The organism is Paracoccaceae bacterium, from assembly GCA_012103375.1.
GTDB lineage: Bacteria > Pseudomonadota > Alphaproteobacteria > Rhodobacterales > Rhodobacteraceae > WLWX01.
Window position 1 is genome coordinate 1 of sequence record WLWX01000002.1, and the last position, 10,825, is coordinate 10,825.

A 10,825-nucleotide genomic window follows, 5' to 3' on the forward strand; every position below is an offset into this window, starting at 1 on the left:
CCGCCGGGGCCTCATAGCCAGTGTCGATGGCAAGCCGCGCGATCTTCAGATGCGCGCCACGCTCGTGCGGCCACGTCCGGCCGAGCAGTTCGGTCAGGTCGCCCCAGGCCTCATGCCGGTCGGGGCCGCCCTCGATCACGATGTGATCGAGCAGCCAGCTTTCCAGCCCACGGCCCCAGGCCCAGACATCGACTTCGATCCGGTCTTTCTGGACGTCGGCCCCAGCGGTCAGGAACAGCCCGCCCGCAGGCACAATGCCCGGTTTCCAGTGCTCGCGCCGGTCGTAGAGCCGCTGCCAATCCGGCGCTTCGCCGGTTTCGACCCAGGTCTCGCCGAGGATCGTGTTGCGGAAGGCCTTGATCGCTTCGTCCGATCCTTGCGCCGCATCCCACGCCCGCACGATCCGCTCCCAGCTGAGCCAGCCGATGGGTGAATAGAGCGCGGAGAGGTGGTAGCCGACCGTGTTGGGATCGGCCGCCGTGGCGGTCGGTCGCCATTCGCCAGCCTCCAGCATGGCCGTCTTGTTGTGGTCCGCGATGGGCGTCTCACAGTCCTCACAATGATATTCCGCCGTTTCCGGCTGTCCCTTCTGCCAGCGCAGTCGTTCGAATTTAAGCCACTGCATCGCGCCACAATGCGGGCATGGGACGAAAAACCGGCGCTGATCACTGGCCTCATAGTCCCGTTCAATCCGGCTCATCCCGCGAATGGTCGGGGTTGAGACCAAGAACACCTTGCGCCGGTGGGCGAAGGTCAGCGAACGCGCTTCCGCTAGCGTAACCGGATCACCCTCATCGTCGGCGGACGCCGGATAGGCATCGACCTCGTCGAGGAAAATGTAGCGCGCCGGGGTCGAGCGCAGCCCCACGGCCGAGTTTGCCCCGGTCATGATCAGGATACCGCCCGCGAATTCCTTGGACAGCATCGTATTGCCCGCGTCGCGCGACCGGGCCGGTTTTACCCGTTCCCGCAGTTCCGGACTTTCATCAATCAGTGGATCAATCCGTTGCCTCGAGTTCCGTTTCGCCAGTTCCACCGTCGGCTGGACGGCCAGCATCGGCCCCGGCGCTTGGTGGATAGCGAACCCAATCCAGTTGTTGCCGGCCTCGGTCGCGCCGACCTGCGCCGCCTTCATGAACACGATCCGCTGTGTCGGGTCGCCGGGCGACAGCCGGTCCATGATTTCGCCCATGTAAGGCGTGCGCGCCGTGCGATACCGGCCCGGTTCGGCCGAGGCACGCCCTGACAACATCCTGTGCCGATCTGCCCATTCCGAAACCGTCAGGTCCGGATCCGGCGTGAGGCCTGCGCCCCAGGCGCGCAGGATTTCCACCGCGCCGTCGAAGTCGTCCTCACCGGAGATCGGGTTTGACCTCGGCAAGATCGTCGAGCTGGGCACGGACATGTTTCTCCAGAATCTTCTGCATCGCGGCGGGCTCCACACCCAGATCGGCCGCCATCAACGCCGCCGCACGCGCGGGCCAGTTGACCCAAACGTCACGCTCCTGCCGCGCCAGCCGAAACACCAGCGACAGAGCACGCGCCCGGTCGATCAACTCGCCCTTCAGCTTATGCAGCCGGAGACGGCGCTCCTGCGCCTTCAGCACTTCATTGGCCGTCTTGGCCTGCAGAAACGTGGTGCCACTGCCGACGGGAGGTGCGGCCATTCCCTGTTCGCGCAACGTTTCGCCCACGGCGGAAACCGCCGCCTCCGGGACCGGTTTGAGTTTCGGCTTCGGTGCCTTGCGAGTTTTGGACGGGTCGGTCGCCTCCGCGCGCAGAGCATCGCTGGCTGCCGCGTCAATGCTGCCATCGGCGTGTAGAACCAGCCGCCCCGTCGCCTTGGCCTTCTGGATTGCCCCGCGCGAGAGGCCGACGCGGGCGGCGTATTGGCGCTCGCTCAGACCCTCCATGGCGCGCTCCGATTATCATTTAAAATCATGTGCTTATGTAGTTGATAAGCCTCCGCACCAGAGCGAACGTGATCTCAAGAGAACGATGCAACTCACAACGGAGCCACCAAGATGACCCGCCTGAACCCGATCACCACACCCCGCCACCAACTGCGCGCCGAGAAGGCTGCGCGGAACCGCGAAGCTGCGATCAACGCCTTCCTTGGCAAGAAAGCCGAGATCGACAACATGCTCGCCCGGCTTCAGAGCCTCAGCGACGAGCACTTCAACTGCCACCCCGACGAAATCAACTGGGGCCATGTTGGCACCCTTGAGCATTACGCCAGCTTGCTGAAGCGCATCACCGACAGCGCCTTCAGTGAAGGCGAGCACGCGGAGTAAGCGCCATGGAAACCAGCACAATTCGTATCGCAATTCGAAAACTGCCCGATCAATTCGATCGCAGCCGCATCAGCGTAGTCCTTGACGAGATCGAATGCGCCTTGATGGACGACGGTGGCGTTTATGTTCGCGCCTACGCCGACAGCATGACGATCACCATCGAGGTGCCCACCAATCAACTGATCGACGCAGCCGCCTGTCTGAAAGACATCGGTCTGGTCTGAACTGCACAGACCTCAAGATACGCCCCGCACTCGCGGGGCCTGTCTCGGTAGAAGGACGCATGTCGCGATCCTCAAATACTGGAGACACTTATGGCTCAGAAATCCACACCGAAAACAACCGCGACGGCCCCGCACCCGACCAAGCAGCAGATCGTGATTGACCTCCTGCGTCGGCCCGAAGGTGCGACCATCGAAGAGATCACCGCTGCCACCGAGTGGCAATCGCATACGGTGCGCGGCGCCATGTCCGGCGCGCTCAAGAAAAAGCTTGGCCTCGCTATCACCTCGGAAATGGTGGATGCGCGCGGACGCGTCTATCGTATCGAAGACTGATCCCGCGCCGCTGCACCGCCGAAGTCGCGGCGGTAAGGGAGTCTTGCGCGAACAGAGCCGTCGCTTGTCTGGAGCGGCGGCTTTGTTGATCGGACCCGGATTGCCTCGAAGACCCGCCGCAGGACATAGGACCGCACGATGCTGACGACGGTAAAGACCGCCCCCATTTGCAAGTTCTGCGCCAGCGTCGTGTGCAGCCCAAACATCGGGAAGATCAGGATCTGCGTCAGCACAGCGACGCCGTAGCCAACCGTGACATTCGCAATCGCTTCACAAAATGACATCAGACGGGATTGCTTCATTGGCTACCCCGCTCTGAGCGCAGATCATCAAAACTGGTCCCGGCGCCTTCAAGAACAGCGTGCTTGCCAGTAAACTGCTGCCACCGTTGAACAGCCACATCGACATACGCCGGATTAAGTTCAATCCCGTAGCAGACCCGCCCCGTGGTTTCCGCCGCGATTAGCGTAGTGCCCGAGCCCATAAAAGGCTCGTAGACAGCTTGGCCCGGACTGGAATTGTTCAGGATCGGACGGCGCATACATTCGACGGGCTTCTGGGTGCCGTGTACGGTTTCCACGTCCTGATCCTTGTTCGCGATCTGCCATAGCGTCGTTTGTTTGCGGTCGCCCGCCCAGTGGCCCTTGCCGGTTTTCTTCACCGCATAAAGGCACGGTTCGTGCTGCCAGTGATAATCACCGCGGCTCAGCACCAGCCGATCCTTGGCCGATTGCCAAGCTCCAGCCTTATGCGAAGAACGCAAAGATGCATGGCGCGGATCAGGTCGCATGCAGCGCGCCATGCCAGACATAGGCCACATCGCCAGGGAAGAGCGCCCAAGCCTCGCGCCAGTCAGCGCGGTCATCATTTAGCACCTTGCCGGTGCGCTTTGTGGCCGCGGCTCCTGCCTTGTTGCGCCAGCCGGGATCATAGTCGACGCCGTAAGGCGGATCGGTCACCATCAGCTGCGGCTTCACATCACCGAGCAGAAGCTCGACATCGGTGGCCACGGTCGCGTCACCGCAGAGCAACCGATGCTTGCCGAGCAACCAGAGATCGCCAGGGCGGCTGATTGGGGTCTCGGGGGCCTCGGGAACATCGTCCTCGCCCTCGCGGGAGGCTGTTTCAGGATCAACGTCTCCGGCCAACAGCGCTTCGAGTTCAGCGTCATCGAAGCCGATGAGCGAGAGATCGTAGTCCTCTGCCAGCAGGTCGTTCAACTCAGCCGATAGCAACGCTTCATCCCAGGACCCTAGTTCCGTCAGTTTGTTGTCCGCAATCCGGTAGGCCCGACGCTGTGCTTCGGTCAGATGTCCCAGCACGATCACGGGGGCCTCAAGCAGCCCCAGCTGTGTGGCGGCAAGCACACGGCCGTGGCCTGCGATCAATTCTCCGTCGTCCGCGACCAGGCAAGGAACGGTCCAGCCAAACTCGGCCATGCTGGCCGCGATCTTTGCGACCTGATCCGCGCCATGCATCTTTGCGTTCTTCGCATAAGGCTGGAGCTTGGCAATCGGCCAAGTCTCGATTGCGTCGGGGGCAAAGCTCAGGGTCATAATGTTCAGCTCGCCTCAATGGGGTGGACCCCTGGACTCCGGATACAAACAACCAGCTTGGACTCCACGAAGGGTCCAGCGGCGGCGAAGGCATCCAGCTCCAAGGGTTTGTTTAATTGTGGTTTTTGTCAGATCACGGGTGGATACACGCTGGGGTGGCTTCCCAAAAAACCAGCCCTGTCACTAGCGATATTGCGCGCCTCGCCCCCCCGTATACGTTTGGGGCCAGGAAGGACCCGCGAATTCAGTGGGTTAGTGCGCTGGATGCCAGCTGGACCCCTGGCTGGAAACCAGAAGCCAGCGAAGTGTCCACCAACAAAAACGGGGAGAGCCGTCTTCCAACGCACTCTCCCCATTATGCCCTACGGATAGCACGAAACTGTTGCATGTGTCGAACACAAAAGTGTTGCAACATATTGGAGTCGTTCAGACATTCAGGCGCGACGCGATCTTGGTCAATGCGAGCTTGTGCTTGCGCCATGCCGTCGTGCGGTCAACGCCAAGTTCACCGCTGATCTGCTTCCAAGGCACACGCGCCGCCCGAGACCAGATCAGCCTGCGCTCGGCCTCGTCAATCCAAAGCACCCAATCGAAGGTCTGCTCAAGCCGTGTGATCGACGCCGCCGACGGCCAGACCCGCATAGGCTGCGGCTCCATCGCAGCGATCTCACGGCTGGTCCGCGCGATGTCAGGCCAGGCGTTGAAGTACCCCTTTGCCTTGACCGCTGGCAGCTTGCGCAGCGTGCGGAACGCTTCTTCGAAATGATCCGCGACATCGTCGGCGGTCCATGTCTTTTTCTCACCCATGGCGCACCTCCCCAACGGGGCGTGGCCCATAGAGTTTTGTGCCTAATTGCTCGACCAATTCACGTTCCGGCCAGGTCAGGCGCTGATCGTCGATGCTGACAGCCAGCACACCCTGTTCGTGCCAACCGTCCCGTTTGACCTGATCGGGATCACGGCGGTGTCCGCCATAGCCTTTGGGGGTAAACCTCATGCCACACCTCCCCGGGTCTCAATGGCCCAGTGCAGGATGGCGATAGCATCTGCCTCATTGTCATCAGCGGGGCTGAACCCACGCGCCCGTGCGGCGGCGATCATGGCGTCCTTGTTGGCGTTGCCCTTGCCGGTGGCGTGATGCTTGATCGTGCCCACCGGCACGCCCTCATAGGGAATGCCCCTCAGCTCGCCCCAACTGGTCAGTGAGGCCATGAGGCCTCCATAAACATGGGCTGCGTCAGTACCAGCGTGGCGGCGAACTTCTTCGAACCAGATCGTTGCAATCGGTCCAGACAGCCGATCAAGTTCCGTTAGCCAGTTGGTGAACCGCAGATAGCGCATACCACCGCCATCGTAGCGGCCGGGCTTGAAGCTGGCGGTGCCGCTGGTGATCAGGCAATCAAAGTCACGGATGGCCCAGCCGGTGGTCGTGCCCAGATCGAGCGCTAGTATGCAGCGCGGGGTTTGTTTGGGTTGGGTCATGCAGACCTCCTCTTCGATTTGATGAGCAAGGCGAGAGGGCTGGCCGGTGAAGGCTGCGGTCTCGCCAGGCCCCGAAGGGTGGTCTGGTCAGGTAAGGCGCAGGGCGACGAGGCCGCCCGGCAAATCTTTCAAAACATTCAGGGAAGGCTCTTGAAAGATTTCCGCCCCTAAGTCGTTGTCCTGTATGCATAATATATAATCTTTCAATTATTCAATATTTCAATAGGTACCTCTCTCCTAATGTTTAAACGCGCGCGTACGCGTATAGGGATAAGGGGTCCTCTTGAAAGATTGAAGGATTTGAAGGATTTTATTTTTCCGTTTTAACTCATGGTGTTATTCCCAATGCCTGCTTCAAAATCAGCTTCAGTGGGTTTGAAGGATCTCCCGTCACCCGCCAAACCGCGCCAACCTGTACACCATGGCCTGCTTGGTCGATGAGCCGCGCATGCCGGTCGTGACATCCCCGCTTTCGATCAAGGTCAGCAGGTTCTCATCACGGTCACGCGACTTGAGCCATTGTGAGGCGCGCGTGATTTCGGATTTGGCGATGCCTTTCGCTCCTGCCGCCCGGATGATCTCCTTCAACCGCTTCAAATGCGCTTCTGTCTCGGTGTCCGCGACATGGCGCTCAACAGCCTCCATGGTTCGCCGCGCATAATGGCGCACAAAATCAATGGCCCAATCTGCGGCCGAGAGGTCGATCCCAGGGTTTGTCGGATCGCGCCCGACCGCGACGATCAATGCAAGCTTCAATGCGTTCTCCCCAATGCGCGCCAGGATCGCCGTGAAAGCCGTCCCGGCTGCCGCCCGCAACTCCCCCGTCAATTCGGCGCTCAGCGCTTTGAAACGCGCACGGGCCTCCTCGGTCTGGACGATGAATCGGATTTGATTTCTGTCGTATTCTGATCAGCCGTTTGCCCGCAATTAGTTGCCTTCTGGTGGCCCACCCCCAGCGTCCCACTCCCTTGCATTCCGTGGATCAGCGCTGGCGGTGCCTGGCGGATGCCAACGTCGATTTTCTTCGTCCGGTAATCCTCGTCCTGGCAGGTCAGAAAACGCGCAAGCGATCCATCGACCACAGTTGCCCCTGCAGCGCGCCCCAGAAGTTCAAGGCGTCTTCCGGCCAAGAGACGCAAAGACAGGGTTGTACGATATCCCCCCGCCCTCGTTTGAGCCATCAATCACGTTTGCTATTTCCGCATATTCCGCACCGAGGAATACCCCGCCCGCCGCCGTGTATAGCTCGGTCATGTTGTCGAGGATTTCAGTGATATGGCGCGGACTGCGCCGCCGGTCGGCCGCCGCTGCCAGGAACATGCCAAACTCATCGATCTGGAAGAGGATCGCAGGCTGGCGATGCAGCGCGGTCAAAAGCCCCGCGCCGGAGGCGATCTTGTTGCCCCCGAGATGATGGGCGAGACCAGCCTCAAAAAAGACCTCGTTGATGATTTCGCGGGCGTGGTTTTTGCCTGATCCGCTATCCGCAATGCCCACGACATACAGGTTCGAGCGCAGGTTGCTCTCGGTGCGATACTGCCGCCCCATGAGCGCACCAATCGCGCAGAGGCTAGCGCCAAGCGATAACAACGGCTGAGGACGCCGGGCCGTCGACAGCATGTAATCGGTCAGATCACCAACTAATCCATCCGGTATGACGAGCGTGGATGGCGAGGTAGCCGTTGGTTCTTCATCACCCTCGGACTGCTCTCCGAGCTTGGACAGCAGCCCCGCCGCTGGAAACAGTGGCCCCATCAAGGCGCAGATCGCCTCCCGGCTGCCAGCCGCGCTCCATGGCCAGGTGATAGATCGTGCCCGCGCCAATCCGGTCCGGTTTGAAACTGGCCCAGGCCTTAGCGGTCACCGCAGGCACATCCTTGGCCGCCTGCGCTGACCAGCCGGCAAAGATATCGCCCCCGGCGTCACCAAGCGCTCCCTTCAGCGCCATGCCAATCCGCACCCAGCTGTCATAATCCAACTCTGCATTTGGCAGCCATTTCAGCGCAGCCTCAATGGCCGGCAATGTCCCCATTTGGCTGTGGGCCTGCAGGTGCTCCGTGCCTGTTGATCCTGTCGCGAGGCCACGTTGACGCAAGTCCTCGGGCAACAGCGCATAGGCCTCATCGAGAAAGGCGCGTGCCATCTCTGCGGTGATTTCAGGCAGCTCCATGATATCGAGATCAGCCAATCCTTCCTCTGGCCAGGCATAGGGCGCGCCCGTGTCCGGGTGGTTGGCGTAGGCCACGAACTGCTGGCCGAAGCAAAGCACCTCCAGCGGATGATGTTTGATGCCCCGGAAAGGGGTCGCTGTGCGATAAATCAGCATCCGTTTAGGCGCCTTGCCGATGCGCAAAGCGGGCGTATCCCCCAGCCGTTCACGCGCCAGTTGCTCGATCCGGAGCGCCAGTTCCGCATCCTCAACGACGTCTATATCGACAGCCGCAACCGCGCCGCCGACAAGCCCGATGCCACACTCGGGCCACGCCGCCCATGTCGTCACCTCTACCTCCGTGGTCGGGCGTTCGGTATGCCGGTTCCACTCGGGGTAGTCCGCCCAAGCGCCCCGCTTGAACTGGCCGGGCTTTTTGGTGCCTGGGCCGATTGGCAGGATGCCATAGCCATTGGTGACCAGCCGCGCGCCAAACCGCGCCATATACGATGTCTCAGCCATCAGAACGGCACCTCCGGGGTCATGGCGTCGAGCCGTGTTCGGTCTTGGCCCGACAGCGCACGCAGTTGGTCACAATATCCGGTGATGACCGCATCAAGGAAGCGATCCCACTCGGTCTCAGTCAGCGTGGAGAGGTCCGACTTGCCGATGCTCTCGAGGTATTCGCCACCATGTTGGCCGCCAACGCTCATGGCCTGCATTTCATTTGGGGTGGGATCGATCATACCTGTCCTCCTCTGACAGATGTCCTGGCAGGTGCGAGAACAGAGGCGTTTACGGCTTTGGTCCCGCCGCTTGTCCGAGACTTTGAATATCGGGTTGAACAAACCAAACCCGCGAGGTTCCCGGTGGCAGACGGCGCAGATGCCGGAGTTGATGTGGCGCATGGATCAAACCTGTAGCCGGAGATTTCAAAAAAGCGGCCAGACGGGCGCACCGAGATCGCGGTTGGCCGGGCCAGTTGCCCCGCCTGCGCAATGGCATCGTCGACAGTGCGCGGCATCGGGTAGCCCGGCGCGCGCTTGCGCCACCACTCGAGCGCCTTCTGGCGCGCATAGCCCTGATGCTCGACACAGACCCATTCGTTGTAGGACTTCAGCCCGCAGTTATAGGTGACCTTCAGTGAGGGCAGCCCGCCGCGTTTGTCATGACGGCTGTAAGACACACCATGGACCGGCAGCCATTCAACTTTCGGCGACAGAACCGGGAGCGTGGCCGCTGTGGGGGCGATCTTCACCTCACATGCTGGAAAGACATAGCCACAATCAGGGCATTCCGTCGCCGAGAGCGCGATGATGCTGTCGCACTCGGGGCAGACTTTTGTGGGAGCATCCCCACCCCCGCCATCGCCCGGGCGTTTGGGGCGAACAAGATCAATTGGTCCGTGGCGGCGCACATTGCCCGCAAAGTCGAGCACCAGGCAGTTTTCCTTGCCCGGAGCCAGCCGCGTGCCGCGACCGACCATTTGGACATAAAGCCCTGCGGATTTGGTGGGACGCAGCAACGCGATAAGATCGACGCCAGGCGCGTTGAACCCGGTCGTCAGCACGCCCATTGAGGCCAGCGCGCGGATTTCACCGCGCTTGAAGGCCGCGATGATGGCATCGCGTTCGTCCTTTGGTGTATCGCCGAAGATTGTGCGGCAGGTGATGCCTTGACGCTCAAACTCCTCAGCCACATGGCGCGCGTGCTCGACGCCCGAGCAAAAAGCAAGCCAGGATTTGCGGTCTTTTCCATGGGTGATGATCTCGGCAACGGCCGCCCGCGTCGTCGCTTCCTGATCGACCGCGGCTGCCAGATCGCGGGCAATGAAGTCGCCCGCACGTGTGCCGACCTTTGAGACGTCGAGCCGCGTATTGGGCTGTTTCGACACCAGTGGGCTGAGATAGCCGGCATCAATGAGATCACGTACCGGCGCTTCATAGGCAATGTCTGTGAAGAGTGCGTCCTTGCCCTCATGCAGCATGCCGCTGCCAGTGCGAAACGGTGTGGCGGTGAGGCCAATCACCTTCAGCGCAGGATTGATCGCCTGCAGAGCGTCCAGAAAGCGCCGATACATCGTGCTGGCATTGCCCGGGATCAGATGGGCCTCATCAATCAACACCAGATCGGTGTGGCCGATCTCATGGGCGCGGCGATGGATTGATTGGATGCCAGCAAACAAGACGCGGGCCTGCGCCTCACGTTTCCCCAAGCCCGCCGAATAGATGCCTGCCGGTGCCTCAGGCCAAAGCCCGATCATCTCGGCATGGTTTTGGGCGATCAACTCGCGCACATGGGTCACGATCAGGATGCGCTGATCCGGCCACGCCTTGAGCACCCCTTCGATAAAGGACGCCATGACGAGCGACTTGCCGCCGGCTGTTGGAATGACAACCAGAGGGTTACCCTTGTTGGTCTGGAAATAGTCGTAGATCGAAGAGATCGCAGTATCTTGGTATGGGCGCAGGGTCAGCATGGCGCGGCCTCCGTATTGCGGGCGTCATTTGACCAGGAGGTGCCATCGTTCATACGGTAAGTGACAATGTCGTCTCCCGAATCGATGACCTCACCCGGCACGAGATCGGGGATGAAAAGATGTTTGCCGCAGGCGGCCCGCTGCTCAGAAGGCGCCAGCATTCTGTCATGGCGCGCGCAGTGCCATCCGCCATCGACAGGCGTCGAATGCAGACAGGAACGGCAGGTCACAGCGGCCCCGCCACCCTCATGACAGGCAGCGTGGTGATCGCAAAAACGGCATTCAAACCAAGCCGGGTCCTCGCTGAT

General features: G+C 61.1%; 13 protein-coding genes and 2 pseudogenes. 3 read left to right on the forward strand and 12 right to left on the reverse strand.

Annotated features, from left to right (window positions below; translation table 11 throughout):
* Positions 1–1,405 (reverse strand): phage terminase large subunit family protein (locus GKR99_20465; protein NKB29794.1); only part of this gene is annotated, 1,405 nt, incomplete at its 3' end.
* Positions 1,353–1,913: a hypothetical protein gene (locus GKR99_20470; protein ID NKB29795.1), complete on the reverse strand. Its 561-nt coding sequence runs from the start codon at positions 1,911–1,913 to the stop codon at positions 1,353–1,355. The genes GKR99_20465 and GKR99_20470, both read right to left, overlap by 53 nt.
* Positions 1,914–2,024: 111 nt before the next feature.
* Here GKR99_20470 and GKR99_20475 point away from each other — a divergent pair, with 111 nt between their 5' ends.
* From GKR99_20475 to GKR99_20485, 3 genes are all read left to right on the forward strand, one after another.
* On the forward strand, positions 2,025–2,294 hold the full coding sequence (locus GKR99_20475; protein NKB29796.1) for a hypothetical protein: 270 nt from the start codon (positions 2,025–2,027) through the stop codon (positions 2,292–2,294).
* 5 nt (positions 2,295–2,299) lie between these two features.
* The gene (locus tag GKR99_20480; protein ID NKB29797.1) at positions 2,300–2,518 is read left to right on the forward strand and encodes a hypothetical protein; all 219 of its coding nucleotides are present in this window, start codon (positions 2,300–2,302) and stop codon (positions 2,516–2,518) included.
* 90 nt (positions 2,519–2,608) lie between these two features.
* The gene (locus GKR99_20485) at positions 2,609–2,851 is read left to right on the forward strand and encodes a DUF3489 domain-containing protein (protein NKB29798.1); all 243 of its coding nucleotides are present in this window, start codon (positions 2,609–2,611) and stop codon (positions 2,849–2,851) included.
* Between the two features lie 92 nt (positions 2,852–2,943).
* On the opposite strand, the pseudogene GKR99_20490 reads toward GKR99_20485, so the two are convergent.
* The 10 genes and pseudogenes from GKR99_20490 to GKR99_20535 all read right to left on the reverse strand — a co-directional run bounded on the left by GKR99_20490 (position 2,944) and on the right by GKR99_20535 (position 10,517).
* Positions 2,944–3,153, reverse strand: a pseudogene (locus tag GKR99_20490) (hypothetical protein).
* Positions 3,150–4,407, reverse strand: a pseudogene (locus tag GKR99_20495) (DNA methylase). Before GKR99_20495 ends, GKR99_20490 begins: the two co-directional pseudogenes overlap by 4 nt.
* 426 nt (positions 4,408–4,833) lie before the next feature.
* Positions 4,834–5,214 (reverse strand): helix-turn-helix domain-containing protein, encoded by a 381-nt coding sequence (locus GKR99_20500; GenBank protein NKB29799.1) that lies wholly within the window; start codon positions 5,212–5,214, stop codon positions 4,834–4,836.
* A complete protein-coding gene (locus GKR99_20505) occupies positions 5,207–5,404 on the reverse strand; it encodes a hypothetical protein (GenBank protein ID NKB29800.1) in 198 nt (65 codons plus the stop codon). Before GKR99_20505 ends, GKR99_20500 begins: the two co-directional genes overlap by 8 nt.
* Positions 5,401–5,889 (reverse strand): hypothetical protein, encoded by a 489-nt coding sequence (locus tag GKR99_20510; GenBank protein NKB29801.1) that lies wholly within the window; start codon positions 5,887–5,889, stop codon positions 5,401–5,403. Before GKR99_20510 ends, GKR99_20505 begins: the two co-directional genes overlap by 4 nt.
* A gap of 390 nt (positions 5,890–6,279) precedes the next feature.
* A complete protein-coding gene (locus GKR99_20515; protein NKB29802.1) occupies positions 6,280–6,717 on the reverse strand; it encodes a hypothetical protein in 438 nt (145 codons plus the stop codon).
* Positions 6,718–6,999: 282 nt separating this feature from the next.
* Complete coding sequence (locus GKR99_20520) at positions 7,000–7,647, reverse strand: hypothetical protein (GenBank protein ID NKB29803.1); 648 nt, start codon at positions 7,645–7,647, stop codon at positions 7,000–7,002.
* Positions 7,583–8,560 carry a hypothetical protein gene (locus GKR99_20525; protein ID NKB29804.1) on the reverse strand — a complete coding sequence of 326 codons (978 nt, stop codon included), beginning with the start codon at positions 8,558–8,560 and terminating at the stop codon, positions 7,583–7,585. The genes GKR99_20520 and GKR99_20525 overlap by 65 nt, the downstream gene beginning before the upstream one ends.
* On the reverse strand, positions 8,560–8,784 hold the full coding sequence (locus tag GKR99_20530; GenBank protein ID NKB29805.1) for a hypothetical protein: 225 nt from the start codon (positions 8,782–8,784) through the stop codon (positions 8,560–8,562). The genes GKR99_20525 and GKR99_20530 overlap by 1 nt, the downstream gene beginning before the upstream one ends.
* Complete coding sequence (locus GKR99_20535; GenBank protein ID NKB29806.1) at positions 8,781–10,517, reverse strand: DEAD/DEAH box helicase; 1,737 nt, start codon at positions 10,515–10,517, stop codon at positions 8,781–8,783. Before GKR99_20535 ends, GKR99_20530 begins: the two co-directional genes overlap by 4 nt.
* Positions 10,518–10,825 lie beyond the last annotated feature (308 nt).

What these genes read in the sequence shown, in the direction of transcription:
- GKR99_20470 (NKB29795.1), bottom strand. Translation starts at nt 1,913, where the DNA reads ATGGAGGGTCTGAGCGAGCGCCAATACGCCGCCCGCGTCGGCCTCTCG.
- GKR99_20475 (NKB29796.1), top strand. Translation starts at nt 2,025, where the DNA reads ATGACCCGCCTGAACCCGATCACCACACCCCGCCACCAACTGCGCGCC.
- GKR99_20480 (NKB29797.1), top strand. Translation starts at nt 2,300, where the DNA reads ATGGAAACCAGCACAATTCGTATCGCAATTCGAAAACTGCCCGATCAA.
- GKR99_20485 (NKB29798.1), top strand. Translation starts at nt 2,609, where the DNA reads ATGGCTCAGAAATCCACACCGAAAACAACCGCGACGGCCCCGCACCCG.
- GKR99_20500 (NKB29799.1), bottom strand. Translation starts at nt 5,214, where the DNA reads ATGGGTGAGAAAAAGACATGGACCGCCGACGATGTCGCGGATCATTTC.
- GKR99_20505 (NKB29800.1), bottom strand. Translation starts at nt 5,404, where the DNA reads ATGAGGTTTACCCCCAAAGGCTATGGCGGACACCGCCGTGATCCCGAT.
- GKR99_20510 (NKB29801.1), bottom strand. Translation starts at nt 5,889, where the DNA reads ATGACCCAACCCAAACAAACCCCGCGCTGCATACTAGCGCTCGATCTG.
- GKR99_20525 (NKB29804.1), bottom strand. Translation starts at nt 8,560, where the DNA reads ATGGCTGAGACATCGTATATGGCGCGGTTTGGCGCGCGGCTGGTCACC.
- GKR99_20530 (NKB29805.1), bottom strand. Translation starts at nt 8,784, where the DNA reads ATGATCGATCCCACCCCAAATGAAATGCAGGCCATGAGCGTTGGCGGC.
- GKR99_20535 (NKB29806.1), bottom strand. Translation starts at nt 10,517, where the DNA reads ATGCTGACCCTGCGCCCATACCAAGATACTGCGATCTCTTCGATCTAC.